The 13,232-nt window shown below is 66.1% G+C and carries 15 protein-coding genes and 6 pseudogenes; 11 read left to right on the forward strand and 10 right to left on the reverse strand.

Annotation, left to right across the window (positions count from 1 at the left end; genetic code table 11):
- Both B116_RS25455 and B116_RS0119050 read right to left on the reverse strand, forming a co-directional pair.
- A partial coding sequence (locus B116_RS25455; protein WP_033667734.1) for an RCC1 domain-containing protein occupies positions 1–592 on the reverse strand: 592 nt, incomplete at its 3' end.
- A 212-nt stretch (positions 593–804) separates the two neighbouring features.
- Complete coding sequence (locus tag B116_RS0119050; RefSeq protein WP_223874620.1) at positions 805–1,065, reverse strand: hypothetical protein; 261 nt, start codon at positions 1,063–1,065, stop codon at positions 805–807.
- Positions 1,066–1,331: 266 nt separating this feature from the next.
- Between B116_RS0119050 and B116_RS0119055 the strand changes: the two genes are divergently transcribed.
- The gene (locus B116_RS0119055) at positions 1,332–1,934 is read left to right on the forward strand and encodes a hypothetical protein (RefSeq protein ID WP_027660986.1); all 603 of its coding nucleotides are present in this window, start codon (positions 1,332–1,334) and stop codon (positions 1,932–1,934) included.
- Here B116_RS0119055 and B116_RS0119060 read toward each other — a convergent pair.
- Positions 1,931–2,389 (reverse strand): hypothetical protein, encoded by a 459-nt coding sequence (locus B116_RS0119060; protein ID WP_027660987.1) that lies wholly within the window; start codon positions 2,387–2,389, stop codon positions 1,931–1,933. The two genes, B116_RS0119055 and B116_RS0119060, sit on opposite strands and share 4 nt — an antisense overlap.
- A gap of 36 nt (positions 2,390–2,425) precedes the next feature.
- On the opposite strand from B116_RS0119060, the pseudogene B116_RS25460 reads away from it, so the two are divergent.
- The 5 genes and pseudogenes from B116_RS25460 to B116_RS28815 all read left to right on the forward strand — a co-directional run.
- Positions 2,426–3,000: pseudogene (locus tag B116_RS25460) on the forward strand (HD domain-containing protein).
- Entirely contained in the window at positions 2,997–3,947 is a 951-nt protein-coding gene (locus tag B116_RS0119070) for a phosphotransferase (RefSeq protein WP_027660988.1), read from the forward strand. Before B116_RS25460 ends, B116_RS0119070 begins: the two are co-directional and overlap by 4 nt.
- Before the next feature lie 207 nt (positions 3,948–4,154).
- The gene (locus B116_RS28695) at positions 4,155–4,277 is read left to right on the forward strand and encodes a hypothetical protein (RefSeq protein ID WP_263404930.1); all 123 of its coding nucleotides are present in this window, start codon (positions 4,155–4,157) and stop codon (positions 4,275–4,277) included.
- A 139-nt stretch (positions 4,278–4,416) separates the two neighbouring features.
- Complete coding sequence (locus B116_RS0119080; RefSeq protein ID WP_027660989.1) at positions 4,417–5,211, forward strand: thioesterase II family protein; 795 nt, start codon at positions 4,417–4,419, stop codon at positions 5,209–5,211.
- 83 nt (positions 5,212–5,294) lie between these two features.
- Positions 5,295–5,444 (forward strand): annotated as a pseudogene (locus tag B116_RS28815) (ABC transporter ATP-binding protein); the annotation flags it as partial.
- A gap of 54 nt (positions 5,445–5,498) precedes the next feature.
- Here the strand turns inward: B116_RS28815 and mraY are convergent.
- Positions 5,499–6,602 (reverse strand): phospho-N-acetylmuramoyl-pentapeptide-transferase, encoded by a 1,104-nt coding sequence (mraY, locus tag B116_RS0119085; RefSeq protein WP_018719913.1) that lies wholly within the window; start codon positions 6,600–6,602, stop codon positions 5,499–5,501.
- Positions 6,603–6,805: 203 nt separating this feature from the next.
- On the reverse strand, positions 6,806–7,261 hold the full coding sequence (locus tag B116_RS26935) for a phospholipase D-like domain-containing protein (RefSeq protein ID WP_082312844.1): 456 nt from the start codon (positions 7,259–7,261) through the stop codon (positions 6,806–6,808).
- A 105-nt stretch (positions 7,262–7,366) separates the two neighbouring features.
- Here B116_RS26935 and B116_RS26940 point away from each other — a divergent pair.
- Positions 7,367–7,594: pseudogene (locus B116_RS26940) on the forward strand (MFS transporter); the annotation flags it as partial.
- 10 nt (positions 7,595–7,604) lie between these two features.
- Positions 7,605–7,748, forward strand: coding sequence for a hypothetical protein (locus tag B116_RS27915; protein WP_223874636.1), 144 nt, complete (start codon positions 7,605–7,607; stop codon positions 7,746–7,748).
- Between the two features lie 18 nt (positions 7,749–7,766).
- On the opposite strand, the gene B116_RS0119100 is transcribed toward B116_RS27915, so the two are convergent.
- The gene (locus tag B116_RS0119100) at positions 7,767–8,150 is read right to left on the reverse strand and encodes a 6-pyruvoyl trahydropterin synthase family protein (protein WP_018719916.1); all 384 of its coding nucleotides are present in this window, start codon (positions 8,148–8,150) and stop codon (positions 7,767–7,769) included.
- A gap of 267 nt (positions 8,151–8,417) precedes the next feature.
- Between B116_RS0119100 and B116_RS29150 the strand changes: the two are divergent.
- Together B116_RS29150 and B116_RS25470 are read left to right on the forward strand one after the other, a co-directional pair.
- Positions 8,418–8,516, forward strand: a pseudogene (locus B116_RS29150) (ArsR/SmtB family transcription factor); the annotation flags it as partial.
- 33 nt (positions 8,517–8,549) lie between these two features.
- Positions 8,550–9,119: pseudogene (locus B116_RS25470) on the forward strand (helix-turn-helix transcriptional regulator); the annotation flags it as partial.
- A 33-nt stretch (positions 9,120–9,152) separates the two neighbouring features.
- Here the strand turns inward: B116_RS25470 and B116_RS0119110 are convergent.
- Positions 9,153–9,773, reverse strand: a complete 621-nt coding sequence (locus B116_RS0119110; RefSeq protein WP_027660990.1) for a YdeI/OmpD-associated family protein — start codon at positions 9,771–9,773, stop codon at positions 9,153–9,155.
- A 97-nt stretch (positions 9,774–9,870) separates the two neighbouring features.
- Here B116_RS0119110 and B116_RS28420 point away from each other — a divergent pair.
- Positions 9,871–9,939: pseudogene (locus B116_RS28420) on the forward strand (LuxR family transcriptional regulator); the annotation flags it as partial.
- Between the two features lie 138 nt (positions 9,940–10,077).
- On the opposite strand, the gene B116_RS0119120 reads toward B116_RS28420, so the two are convergent.
- From B116_RS0119120 to B116_RS0119130, 3 genes are all read right to left on the reverse strand, one after another.
- Positions 10,078–10,422, reverse strand: a complete 345-nt coding sequence (locus B116_RS0119120; protein ID WP_018719921.1) for a VOC family protein — start codon at positions 10,420–10,422, stop codon at positions 10,078–10,080.
- 111 nt (positions 10,423–10,533) lie between these two features.
- Positions 10,534–11,907 carry an MFS transporter gene (locus tag B116_RS0119125; protein WP_018719922.1) on the reverse strand — a complete coding sequence of 458 codons (1,374 nt, stop codon included), beginning with the start codon at positions 11,905–11,907 and terminating at the stop codon, positions 10,534–10,536.
- Between the two features lie 192 nt (positions 11,908–12,099).
- Positions 12,100–13,101, reverse strand: a complete 1,002-nt coding sequence (locus tag B116_RS0119130) for an alpha/beta fold hydrolase (RefSeq protein ID WP_188116049.1) — start codon at positions 13,099–13,101, stop codon at positions 12,100–12,102.
- Positions 13,102–13,232: the final 131 nt, after the last annotated feature.

The raw sequence follows: 13,232 nt of genomic DNA on the forward strand, positions 1-13,232 counted from the left end.
CGCCGGCAGCGACGGCGGTCACCGTGGTGCTGGGCGGCAGAGCGACCGCGACCGGCGTACTGCGGTCAGCGAGAGTCCCATCACCCAACTGACCAAAGGAGTTTTCGCCCCATGCCAGCACAGTGCCGGCAGAAGTCAACGCCACACTATGCTGGCGGCCAGCGGCGACAGCGGAGACCGCTACCCCTGCAGGCAGGGTGACCGCAACCGGCGTCAAGCTGTCAGCGCCAGTCCCATCACCCAACTGACCGCGCGAGTTGTCGCCCCAAGCAAGGACGGTGCCGGCGGCGGTCAAGGCCACACTGTGGGCGTCACCGGCGGCGACGGCAGTGGCGTCTGCGGGCAGGCTGACGGCGACAGGTGTGCTGCTGTTGGTGGTGGTCCCGTTGCCCAGTTCGCCGAAGAAGTTACTGCCCCAGGCGAGGATGGTGTTCGAGGCGGCAACGGACGGTGCTGGCGTGTCCTGCGCGACGGCTGGCCACATGGTGACCGCCTGCGTGAGCATCACCGCTGAGACCAGAAGGAACCAGCCGCTGATCGTCCGGCCTGCTCGGCCGGCGCCATCGCCTGCCCATCGGCAGAGTCTCCCCACTGTTCCTACCTCCACGCCGGCGAAGACCGTCAATAGGGCAGGTGCAATTTTCCGTCAGCTATCGGCAGTATTGGTGGAGAAACACCCTCAATGAGGTATTCACCTTACGGCCGGTGTGCCGAGGAGGAAGCCCAGCCTCGGCGAGCAGCCCTCGGCAGCCACCCGGGTTAACCGTGGTGGTGACAGGGGTTGGGTCGCTGATTAGGCGTAGATCAGTCCAGGCCCATGATCTGCCGGGCCCGGGCGTGGAATTCGTCCTGGGCAGCCGACGGGGCGTCGAGGTCAACATGGTGCAGGTTGTAGTCGCTGCCCGGTGTCGGATGCTCGTCGGGGTGAAACGCCGCTGTGTCGGCGTGACGTGCCACCCATTCGCGGTGCCAATCCCCGAGTTCGGTCAGGCGGTGGACCCGGTCGGCGGAGGGCCGGACCGGGCGGCGGCGCGGTCGGGGCATGCGCGGGTCAGGGCCTGTCATAACCACTTCATCCTTCCCAGTCCGAACCAAGCATGGCGTACGTCTACCGAACCAGTCGCCGCCGGCGGCGGATGGGCCCATTGCCTCCCCTGTGGATGATCGACTTCATCGGCTATGGCCTGCTACCAGGGTAGACGCTGTGGTGCCAGTTGGCACCGGCCATACCGATCGATGGATTTACGGTCGGGGTACGGGACGTGGCGGTCCGTGACACAAGCCTCCAGGCCGCTGCACCCGGACCCGTTGGCGAACGCGAAGGAGTAGTCATGGAGCGCACACTCGATCCCGCGGCCGTTGGTACCCGCGCCGCAGAGATCCTGAGCCAGATGCAGGCTCATGATCTTTGGGAGCGGTTCACGACCAGCAGCATGAAGTACAGCCCGTGCTGGGCGACGTACACGGGCATGCCCTCGGTCAGCCGGTTCAACCTGGACTCGGACGGGCAGCCGCTGCTGGTCGAGGCCATGCGGGCGCTCGCACTCAAGGCTGCCGTGTTCGAGCTGTCGGGCGGCGACGAGCAGGCCGCCGAACTGTTGCTGCCGCTGCCTGTCGACGACATGCTCCACGCCGTCCTGGCCCAGCACACCGTCATGTCGTGGATCGAGCGCGATCTCGGGGTGTTGTTCCCGCACGACACCGACCTGGAGGACTTCACTTACACCCGTGGCTGCGTCACCGACGTGTACTACGCCGCGGCCGGCTGGGGCGAGCAGCCGCTGCGCTACTGGCTCGACTCCCGCGAGACCAACCGGCGCATCGCTCACCTCAACGAGCTGTACGGCGCCGTCGGCATCACGGCGGGCGGCCGGTCACACGACATCGACTTCGACACCATGTTCACCGATGACCCCAAGCCGGCGGCCGTCTAGACCCTGGCCATTTCGACCGACAGCACCCGGCGCAGGATCTTCACAACCTCGCCGGGTGCGAACCTTTCCCCAGCAGCCCGCTCCAGCCGAGCCACCGTCCTGAAGATCCGATCCGGATCGGTACTCCGCAGATGCGCCACCACCCACGCACTCAGATCATCCAGCGAATCGGGCAGCACCAGCGCTTCCTCCGGTGGCTCAAAGACGTGCAAATTCGCCAGGTCGGGCACCCGCTCACCAGCCGACGCGTACGCCCCAGGCGGCATCCCCACCCGGTACGGGTGCACGCACACCGGGGTCCCCGACGGGGTTGCCCGCCAGCCGAGCTGCCGATTGAACGCCAACTCGGTCGCCGGCCGGGCGACGACATGGAACCGACCGGGCGCGAGCGTCTGCGCGGGGCAGATCCCGCACGTCTCCTCGCACCAGCGCTCCAGCGGACCGTCCCACTCCACTCCCACATCGTGCGGGCTGAACAGGAGGTATTGGCGATGACGATTCTCGCGCCGCCCCGGGCGCCGATCAGAACGCCCTGGCCGTGGCCAAGCAATGGTGCGCGGGGTGCACGATCGACGACCGGCCTGCACTCACCCACGCCGCCAGAGTCGCCGTCACTGTCGGCGAACACCGACCTGACGTGGATGTCGATGTCGTGGCCGCCGCGCTGCTACATGACGCGCCCGAATTCGCGCCCATGTCCCTTAAGCTCGACCAATTCCTTGAGTACCGGTTCAGCCCGGAGGTCCGCCGACTGATTCGGGGCATGCAGTCCGAGCACGACGCCATGGACCGTGGAACGCCGTTCATCCCCGACCTCGCTGACAGCCACCTCATGCTGCTGTCAACAGCAGACATCGTGGCGCTGCGGTCGCTGCTGCGCCGAGCCGACCTATTCGGCGATGTCACGGCATTCTTCGCCCGCCGCCGCCCGCTGCTTGACCTGCTCGCCTTCTTCCACACCTACCAGCACACGAGCATCGGCGCCGTGCCCACAACCCTCAGCTTGGCCCTCGACGATGCCCTGGCCCACCTGGCCCAGGCAACGGCGACGGTCCCCAGGCCATGAGCCCACTCAATGCGCCCCAGCTCGACGCGGTCTGCGAGGACCTGTGTCAGCGTGCCGGCCTCGCCATCCCCACCATGCGTGCGGCTATCCGGGTATGGGAACTGTCCGGAGTGCAACGGCTCACCTTGGTCGACGGCCACACCGTGATCGTCAAATACGCCATGGCGCCGTACATGGGGGAGGCCCAGGTACTGACGGCCGCAGCCCACGCCGGTGTGCCCGTGCCCGCCGTACACGCCGCAACAATCCACAACAACCGGCTGATCATGATCGTGGAAGATCTCGGAGAGCCCGTCCGCGAGCCCAATGACATCGACGGTGCCGCAGCTGCCGTAGCCTTGCATCAATCGACGATCGAGCCCGGTGGCCTGCCCGTGTGGGGCGAAGCCCAACTCGCAGACATCCCGTCCAGTGCGGTCGCACTGCTGACCGGATTGCGCGCCGGTGGCCGGTTCGCCACCGCTGTGGACCTCCTGCGGCCCCTGGAACTTCTCGCTAGGGATGCCCCACGCCTGGCGGCCGGTGCCGAAACCCCGCCGTTCGGCGTCGTGCACGGCGAGTTCCACCCCACCGCGCTGCACATCGGGAGTGCCGGCCTACGCGTGATTGACTTCGCCATGGCCTTTGTCGGACCAGGCATCTTCGACCTCGCGGCCTGGCAAGGAACCCGACAGCCATCCGATCCCGCCCGAATCGACAGCCAGCTCCACGCCTACATCAACGCGGGTGGTGACCCACGTGTGCTCGACCCTCGCGGCGGACGACCCGCCGGTGTCTGGGCACTGGGCTGGCACCGCCTCTGGAGCACCGCATGGTTTCTACGCCAAGCCACTGGCGCCGCCAATGACAGCGATGACGTCCGCGTGGAACAGATCATCCGCCGACAGGTCACCAGCGCAGCCCGGCTGCTGAGTGACGACGAGCGCGCAGCCGGGAGGAGCGCTTGAGCAGGGGCCGAAAGGTGGGCTGGCCGCCCAGCCTGGGACTGAAGAACCAGTTCTCGGTGATGCCGCCGGCATCACCGAGAACTGGTTGCATTCGCGCCGCCGGCCGCCGGGACCGAGTCTCGCCTCGCTTCGGCCGCCGTTTGGGAGTCGCTGCAAGACGTGGCTACTGGGATAGGAGTGGCATAACGTGTGGGGTAGCTTTCGGCCATGGCTACGGCGCAGGCGAAGGCTGGTCGCCGCGAGTGGACCGGGCTCGCGGTACTCGTCATGGTGACACTGATCATCAGCATGGACCTGACCGTGCGTGGCCGGAGGCATCGACCCGGTTGACCTCGCCCCGCGCCCGCCCACGGGTACGCCGAGGCGTTCTGCTGGACGCCGACTCGGCGGTCGCGTCGGCACGGAAGTATCTCGCTCCAAACCTCCCGCTGCGGGGATATCCGCAGCGCCGATCCGCAAGGGACCAGTGATGACGGCAACGTTTGAGAGCGACCTCTGGGTACGGCGATTCCATCCGGCGCCGTCCAGCGCGATCCGGCTGGTGGCGCTGCCGCACGCCGGCGGTTCGGCCAGCTACCTGTTTCCGGTCTCCAAGGCCCTCTCACCCTCCGTTGACGTGCTGGCGATCCAGTACCCGGGCCGGCAGGACCGCCAGCATGAGCCGGTGCTGGATTCGGTCACCGACCTCGCCGACGGGGTGTTCAACGCGCTGCGGCCGTGGCTGGACCGGCCGGTGGCGCTCTTCGGCCACAGCATGGGCGCGGTGCTCGCCTACGAAGTGGGGCTGCGCCTGCAACTGCGGACGGGCCGGGCGCCGCGGCGACTGTTCGTCTCCGGCCGCCGGGCTCCGTCCCGGGTCCGTGCCGAGCGGTACGTGCACACCCAGGACGACGCCGGGGTGCTGCGGGAACTGGCCCGGCTCAGTGGCTCGGACCCGCGGCTGCTGGCCGACCCGGAGCTGCTACCGATGATCCTGCCCGCGGTGCGGGGGGACTACAAGGCGGTGGAGACCTACCGAGCTGACCCGGATCAGCGGCTGGACGCCCCGATCACCGTGCTCACCGGCGACGCCGACCCGTTGACCACCCTGGACGAGGCGCACGACTGGTGTCGGCACACCACCGCTGACTGCGACGTTCGGGTGTACCCCGGCGGGCACTTTTATCTCAACGACCATGTCGGCGACGTAATCCGGCTGATCGGGGCCGAGTTGGAGCGGCTGCCGCCCAGCGAGCCGACCAGACCCACCACGCCGGGTCACTAGCTCCATGGCGTGGCGGCCGCTCGATCCACACCGTGCACACGTACCCACCGCCGATCGGCGGCGTTTGCTGCGGGGAGCATGAGGTGAACAGGAATCAGGACCGGCGGACGTCGGTCGACGGCGTCGACGCGGTACGGCTGGACGACGTGCGCAGGACGTACGGGCGTGGCGGCAACCAGGTGCAGGCGCTGCGGGGCGTCACGATGAGCTGTACCCGGGGTAGGGTCACCTCGCCCAGGTGTACGAGTGTCCCAGTTCAGGGTGTATTTGGATGAGGTCGCATGGCTTTAGCCAACGGCCGCCAGGTAGTCCGAGTAGAATACTCCTAGGCCCATCGCCAGGCAGACACCGGCCACGGTCCAGAACCGGACCACAATGTTGACTTCGCTCCAGCCGCCCAGTTCGAAGTGGTGGTGCAGCGGCACCATCCGGAAGACCCGCTTCCCGGTGGTGCGGAACGAGACAATCTGGATCACCCAGGTGACGGTGATGATGACGAAGAGACCGCCGATCAGGATCGACAGCAGCGTGGTGCGGGTTGCCACCGCGAGTCCGCCGATCAGGGCGCCGAGCCCGAGCGCGCCGACGTCGCCCATGAAGATCCGCGCCGGGGACGTGTTCCACCACAGAAAGCCCACGCAGGCGGCGGCGGCCGCAGCCGCGATCATGGCTATTTCTAGCGGATCACGGACCTGGTAGCAGTAGTCGTTCGTCCGGACGTACGCCTCGTCGGCGCACCAGTGCCGGTACTGCCAGAACCCGATCAGCGCGTATGCGCCAAGCACCAGGGCGGACACGCCGGTGGCCAGGCCGTCGAGGCCGTCAGTGAGATTCACGCCGTTCGACATCGCCGTGATCACGAATACGAACACCATCACCGAGCCAACCTTGCCGACGTCGAGCCAGCTAATGTCTCGGACGAATGAGATGTGCTCGCTGGCCACGGTCTCGCCGTTCGAGCTCGCCACGTAGAGCGCGGCGACGCCAAATCCGGTGCCGATGATCGCCTGGCCGAGCAGTTTACCCCTGGCGGACAGGCCGTCGGAGTTGCGCTGGCGGACCTTGATGAAGTCGTCGACGAAGCCGAGCGCGCCGCAGAAGACGAAGAGGCCGAGCAGGACGAGGGCCGTCATGGTCGGCTTCACCTGCGCGATTTGCCCCTCGGGCAGCGTGACCAGTGCTAGATGCCCGGCGACGTAGGCGATGACCGTCGCCACGATGAACACGACGCCACCCATCGCCGGGGTGCCCTTCTTGCCCTCGTTCGAGGCGAGGCCGAGGGAGCGGATCGGCTGTCCGGCCTTGAGCGCGGTGAATACTCGGATCGCCACCGGCGTGCCGAACAGGGAAATGATGAACGCGACCGCAGCCGCGACGACGACCGCCCTCATGGGCGAGCCTCGACGAGATCAGCGTCTCGCACGGCATTCCCATTGTGCGACGGCCGAGGTCGTACTCGGACAGTCCATTGAGCTTGCACGGCGCCGGGCGAATCAACCGGAGCTTGCCGTGCCGGCAGTCCCTTCGCGAATTCATCGGTCACGGGACACGAGCTTGCCATCCGACAGCGAGCGAAGAACACTCGGGACCCCGGTCAGGTCACGTGCTCGTAGAGCACCCCGTGCTTGCTCCGCATGAGGGCTTCGATCGACGCGGCGAGGTTGGCGTCGTGCACCAGCAGCCCCAGTTCGATGTCGGTGTTCTCGGCGCTGTAGGAGAAGTTCACGCGGGTAAGCAGCGTGATCATGCGGTCGACGACGATGAACTTGGCGTGGCTGACCAGCGGATGGTGGCCTCCGGGCGAGGTCAGCGTCCGGAGTACGGTCGCCTTCGGTAGCTGGGCCGCGACGGCCGTCGGGGAGCCGGCGTGGGCGCCGAGGTACACCATGACGCTCAGGCCCGGTCGCACTGCTGCGCTCCTGAGGGCAGTCCACATGCTTGAGTGCGGCGTGAAGTTGAAGCTAGAGCAGACGATCGACATCCGTGCGTCGTCGATGATGCGCTGAGCTTCGCTGGTGAGACGGCCGGTCGTGGCTTCGGCGCCGGGCATGGTCCAGACAGGGGAGATGGCAGTCCGGACGGATCGTGCCACGGCGGGCCGCGTGTACTTCTTTCAGCGCCTGGCCCGTGGTGCCGCCCGCTCGTAGGACGGTGGCTGCGCTGGCTCGCTGGGTTCGACGTGTCGCTGGTGGGTGATCAGGTCTATTTCGTGGCGTTGGCCTGGACCGTTGCCCAGGTTGCCGGCGCCAGTGGGGCCGGATTGGTCTTGGCCACCGCGTCGGTGTCCCGGCTGGTGCTACTCCTGCTGGGCGGGGCGGTGGTGGACCGATGGGGTGCGCGGCGGCTGCTGCTCGGCAGCGACACGCTGCGCTGCGCGGTGCTGCCTGGCAACAGTGGCGGTGTCCCCGCTCGGCCGTCTTCCCCGCGCTGGCCTGCTCGTTGGCCCACTCGCCGTGCTGACCGGGGGCGCGCTCACCGCCGGGTTCGCCGCTCTGTCGAGCCCGGCGCTGCGCCGTGCCGTGCTCGTCGCGCATTGACCCTGCTAGCGGCGGTGCCTACTTCCGATCCAGGACGTACTCAGCCCAGCTGCTGGGCGTCTCCGAAACTCGGACAGCCGTCAGTCGACCCCCTACTGAATCCGTCAGGTGATCTTCCAGCCATCGCGCCAGATGACGCGCCAACTGCTCACTGGTTGGTGGTACATCTTCACCCAGCACTTCATTTAGGTATCGATGATCGAAATTGCTTTTGATGTACTGTTTGAATGGATCCAGGTTGCCGAAGTCGGTAACAAATCCGGGCCCAGTCAGTGAGTCATCCTCGAGTATGATCTCAACGGTGTAGGTGTGCCCGTGCAGGCGACCGCACTTGTGACCCTCGGGTAGCCCCGGTAGGCAGTGCGCAGCACTGAACGTGAACTGTTTCCCGATTCGCCACATATCGCTCACCGTCTCTCCGGTTCGGTCGGCTTGAGTCACGCTCCCGACCCTTGTTCGCGGCAGACTTCACAGCTCGTACGGCGAGTTCCCGCTCAACGCCGCCTCAATCGTGACCACCGTGAGTGTCGCCGCCGTTGCCCTACCCGGCGGTGGGGTGCTCGACGCGTCGGCACGTCCAGCGACACGATCGACTCCGTACGCGCACTGACGAATACCGGTACAGCATTCATTGAACTCAGGGGTTCAGTGTTCCATAAGGTGAACTGAATGGTTCACCAACATGTCCTGGACCAGGTGTTCGCCTCGCTGGCCGTCCCGACCCGCCGCGGCATTCTGATCCGGCTCGGTGATGGCCCTGGCGTCGTCGAAATTGAGGTCGATATTCGGGTTGGTGGACGGCGGTCGTCAGGTTCCACCACCAGCGCCCTGGCCGCCGCCGTTGCCGACCGACGCCGCGTCCTGGTCACCTACGGCGGCGAGAGCGGCGAGGAGCGGGACGCTGAGGTCGACCCGTGGGCAGTCGTCGTACGGCACGGACGTTGGTACCTGCTGGGTCACTCACATCGCGCGGGCGCGATTCGTACGTACCGTAACGATCGGATCTTGGCCGTGCGACAGTTGCCGCACAGCTACACGCCGCCCGACGACCTGGATCCAGTCGCCGTGCTTGAGGAGAGTCTCGGCACGGGCTGGGAGTACCCCACCCGTGTGGTGTTCCACGCGTCACGGGAGCAGGTGGCACCGTGGATCCGGCCGCCGATGGGCCGCCTCGAGCCGGACGGCGACCGCTGCATCCTGGTCGGCAGCACCCGAAACCCCACGATGTACGCCCAGGAGTGGCTGGCCGCTGTCCCCTTTGACTTTTCAGTCGAGGAAGGCCCTGAACTACGCGCCGCCGTGGCGACAGTCGCGGCCCGCTTCAGCACCGCACGTTCTCCCGTACGGCCCGAGACCCGGCCCGGTGACTAGCGCTAACAGGACGGAACAGGTCAGTGCAGAGGGTCATGAGGTTGCCGATTGTGGCGGGGTTGGCGGCTTTGATTTCTGAGGGTAGATCGTCTCGTGGCGGGCCAGCATGGCAACGAACTCGCCGATTTTGCGCTCGCGGGTCTGCGTCCGCTTGACGGCAGCTAGGCGTTGAATAAGAGCGAACCGGTTGGTCCTGGTGAGCACGTCGAACATGGCTTGGGCGGCTGGGTTGGCGGTGACGGCGGCGAGTAGGTCGTCCGGCACCTCGGCCTCCGACGACGGGGCATAGGCGGCCGCCCACCGCCCATCTGCCTTGGCAGCCTCCACCGCGACTCGGCCGGAGGGCATCATTCGCCCCTGCGCCTCCAGCCGGGCCACATGGCCGACGTTGCGTTGTGACCAGGAACTGCGGGGCCTGCGCGGGGTATACCGGATCCAGGATGTTTCCCGATCCCGCTTCCGGCCCTGCCCGTCAATCCAGCCGAAACACAGGGCTTCGTCAACCGCCTGCTGCCACGTCAGCGTGGTGGCGGTGCCGCCCTTCTTGGTCAGAGCGAGCCAGACACCCGGCGACGTGGCATGGTTGGTCGCCAACCACATGCGTAGTGCCTCGGCATCCTCGACAATCAACTCGTCCAGTTCAGCGCTCGCCATGACCGCAGGCTAGCCCGACTCGCCGGGCTGCCGGCGCGCCGGCCACTCGCCGGACGGTCAGGGCAGGGTGATCCACCCCAGACGCCGGACCGGGTGGATCATGGCGAAGCTGGACTGCGCCAACCGAGTGCAGGTGGCGATCCTGGTTCACCAGGCTCGGGAGTGAGCAGCGAAGAAGTGCTCGCCTGCGACGAGGCAGAGGTTGGAGGCTGTGTTTGGTGCGGACAGCAAGCAAGGGTTCCCGGCCAGCGAGGGGGGAACGCTGGCCGGGAACCGGTCAGTAGCGACGGAGCGTGCTCGTCGCCTACTTGAACTGGATGATCTGCAGGTAGTTGCCATCTGGGTCGCTGAACGTCCCGAACCGGCCGGAGGGACGGTCTGCCACAGGGGAAAGCCATTCCACACCGGCAGCTTGTAGCTGCGCCTCCACGGCATCGAAGTCATCCACATGGAAGTTGAGGATCATACGTCCGGGTTCATTGTTCTTTGTGTCGACGTCATCGCGGTTCTCGATAACCAGGAGGAAGCCGCCGAGGTTGATCGGCCCCTCCCCGTTGTAGTCCGGGGCAAGTGCCTTGCGGTACCACTCCTTGAGCTCATCTGGCCGGGTGGTGCCGAGCAAGATGCTACTTAGCTTCGATGTGATCACTGTAGATCTCCTTTGTCGTCTGGTGACGGTGCTGTCATCATCAGCCGCGCGGCCACGCACGGTAGCTGGCCGAGTCGACACGCCTTGCTGGCGGCGCTTCGCTCAGTGAGCTCAGTCCACAGACGCCGCCAGATGCTGACTAGGGTTCTGCTCCGTGGCGGGGTTCACCACAGTAGCTTCGCTGCCACCTCCCCGGGGGCGTAGTCCGAACCAGATGAGGACCACACTAACCAGGGTGACGGCGACGTTTACGCCCAACGCTAGGTGGATACCAGTCAATTCGACGCTCTGTGTCGCCGCGATCGAGACCATGATCGGAGCACCGATGGTAAGCGCTACCTGCTGGGTCATCGATGTCAGTCCGGTGGCTAGGCCCTGCTCCTCGTTCGGTAGACCGGACGTACCGACCACCGTGTACGACACGATACAGGTGACGTGGACGAAGAACCCGATGAACAGCGCGGGGATCAGGACCACGAGAGCGATTCGGTCGGTGCCGAGGAAAGCCAGCGGCAGGATCAAAAGGCCCTGCAGGGCCAGCCCGATACTAAGGACGTTGCGGCTACCGTAGCGCCCCAGGATGCGACCGGCGATCGGCCCGGCCGCCACCGCGGCAAGGCCCGGCACGCCGAAGGCGAGCCCCGTGGTCACCGGCGAGAAGTCCAGGACGTTCTGTAGGTAGAGCGTCATCAGAAAGATCATGCCGGTCTCCATGGCGAAGATCACCAGACCGGCGTAGTTGCCCCACTTGACGGTCGGCCGCTTGAGGAAGCGCACTGGTACCAGGGGAGCGGACGACCGGCTCTCGACGATCCAGAACGCGACCAGCAGCAGCAGACCGACGATGCCCCAGACAATGTTCTTCTCCATGACGGCGTAGACGACAGCCAGCAGACCACCGGTCATCGTTACCGCGCCTGGGATGTCAAGCTTCACCCGGTCAGGGATCCGGCTTTCCTTGATCAATATCGGAGTGACCACCAGAATCGCTGCCGCGATGGGGACGTTGACGAAGAACGCGGCTCGCCAGCTCAGCAGGCTGACGAGAGAGCCACCGAGCAGCGCCCCGGCGGTGAAGCCGCCAGACAGAATGGCGCCGTTGAGACCGAGCGCTCGCTCGCGCATGCCGCCTTCGGTAAAGGAAGTGGTGATCAGCGACAACGCCGCGGGCACGGCCATGGCGGTGGCAGTACCCTGCAGGGCCCGAGCGGCCAGCAGCATTTCGGGGTTCGTCGCGAAGCCGCCGAGCAGCGATGCGGCAGCGAGTAGCACGATGCCGGACAGGAACAGCCGACGACGGCCGAACAGGTCGGCCATTCGACCGAACAGAAGCATGAAGCCAGCTGCTGGCAGGGTGTAGGCGGAGACGATCCAGGGCAGCCCGGTAAGTCCCAGCCCGACGCCCGCACCAACCTCGGGCAGTGCGACGTTGAGGATTGAATAGTCGGCGGCGAATACGAAGGCGGCGGCCAGTAGGACCAGCATGATCAATCGTTGCCGGCTACTGAACCGTTGCGGTGCGGATGCCTCTGTAGTCAAGATGTGATCCATTCCTCGAGAAACGGAATTTTCGGCGATCAGCACGCTCTCCAGACTTGCCTGATGACTCAGCTGCGACCGCGGCTTACAGCACCACAGATCCGGAGAGCGTGGATCGGTCTCGCGTTGCGAGGCTGGCTACAGGCCGGCGAGGAACTTCAGCAGCTCCGCGTTAACCTCCCCGGGTGCCTCCTGCTGCGTCCAGTGACCAACGTTGGGCAGCACGGTGGTGCCCGTCAAACCGGGAACCAGATACTTCAGGTTTGGAATGAGCTGATCCATCCCTGGGAGCTGAGTGCTTCCGTCTCGGTCGCCATGGATGTATGTCGCCGGCGGCGTCATCGGTGCGCCCTGCCAGGGCGCGGTCAGCTCCCAGCTCAGGTCGATTGTCCGCCACCAGTTCAGGCCTCCGGTGAAGCCGGTCCGGCTGAACTCGGCCGTGTAGTGGTCGAGGTCGGTCTCGGTCAGCCAACCGGGCAGCGCCGCCCGCTCGGGCATGAGGTCGAACAGCTTCCCGTTGGCCGGTACAACCGGCATCACGGGTGTCGCCGCCTGTGGTGAGTTGCCGAATCCCCAGTGGAAGATGCGGAGGAGGGAGGATCGCACGTTCTGCTCCAGCTCGGCCTCGGCGATGCCGGGCTGCTGCAGATACTGCATGTAGAAGCCGTCCCCCAGTGCTCCGCGCATCGCGGTCAGCGCACTGACCGGTCCCCGCGGCAGGTAGGGAACACTCAGCGAGACAACACCGCGAATCCGATCGGGACGCATCAGGGCCGCGTTCCACGCCACCGAGGTGCCGAAGTCGTGGCCGACCAGCACCGCCTGCCGCTCCTCCAACACATCGAGCAGACCGATGACGTCGCCGACCAAGTGCAGCTGAGAGTACTGCTCTGCCGCGATCGGTCGGTCAGTCTGGCCGTACCCACGCAGGTCGGGAGCGACGGCGCGATATCCGGCGGCAGCCAGAGCGGGGAGCTGGTGGCGCCACGAATACCACGACTCGGGGAAGCCGTGCAACAGTACGACCAGCGGGCCCTCGCCCTGCTCGGCGATGTGCATCTGAATTCCGTTGGTCTGCACGGCACGGTGCTGGATTTGGTTCGCCACATTCTGACCGTTGGCGGACTGTTCGTTGCTCACGGTGCACCCTCCTTCTCGGCTCAACAGAGTGCCTTCAACGAAGAATCCTCCCTTCTGGGTCACCCTTGTTCCACTTCATTCTTGCCCACGCCGATGCCGCTTCGCCCAATCGCAACCGAGTCACCAGAAGC

This window comes from Salinispora fenicalii, from assembly GCF_000514815.1.
Classification (GTDB): Bacteria; Actinomycetota; Actinomycetes; order Mycobacteriales; family Micromonosporaceae; genus Micromonospora; species Micromonospora fenicalii.

What these genes read in the sequence shown, in the direction of transcription:
- B116_RS0119050 (WP_223874620.1), bottom strand. Translation starts at nt 1,065, where the DNA reads ATGACAGGCCCTGACCCGCGCATGCCCCGACCGCGCCGCCGCCCGGTC.
- B116_RS0119055 (WP_027660986.1), top strand. Translation starts at nt 1,332, where the DNA reads ATGGAGCGCACACTCGATCCCGCGGCCGTTGGTACCCGCGCCGCAGAG.
- B116_RS0119070 (WP_027660988.1), top strand. Translation starts at nt 2,997, where the DNA reads ATGAGCCCACTCAATGCGCCCCAGCTCGACGCGGTCTGCGAGGACCTG.
- B116_RS28695 (WP_263404930.1), top strand. Translation starts at nt 4,155, where the DNA reads ATGGCTACGGCGCAGGCGAAGGCTGGTCGCCGCGAGTGGACCGGGCTC.
- B116_RS0119080 (WP_027660989.1), top strand. Translation starts at nt 4,417, where the DNA reads ATGACGGCAACGTTTGAGAGCGACCTCTGGGTACGGCGATTCCATCCG.
- mraY (WP_018719913.1), bottom strand. Translation starts at nt 6,602, where the DNA reads ATGAGGGCGGTCGTCGTCGCGGCTGCGGTCGCGTTCATCATTTCCCTG.
- B116_RS26935 (WP_082312844.1), bottom strand. Translation starts at nt 7,261, where the DNA reads ATGCCCGGCGCCGAAGCCACGACCGGCCGTCTCACCAGCGAAGCTCAG.
- B116_RS0119100 (WP_018719916.1), bottom strand. Translation starts at nt 8,150, where the DNA reads ATGTGGCGAATCGGGAAACAGTTCACGTTCAGTGCTGCGCACTGCCTA.
- B116_RS0119110 (WP_027660990.1), bottom strand. Translation starts at nt 9,773, where the DNA reads ATGGCGAGCGCTGAACTGGACGAGTTGATTGTCGAGGATGCCGAGGCA.
- B116_RS0119125 (WP_018719922.1), bottom strand. Translation starts at nt 11,907, where the DNA reads ATGCTGGTCCTACTGGCCGCCGCCTTCGTATTCGCCGCCGACTATTCA.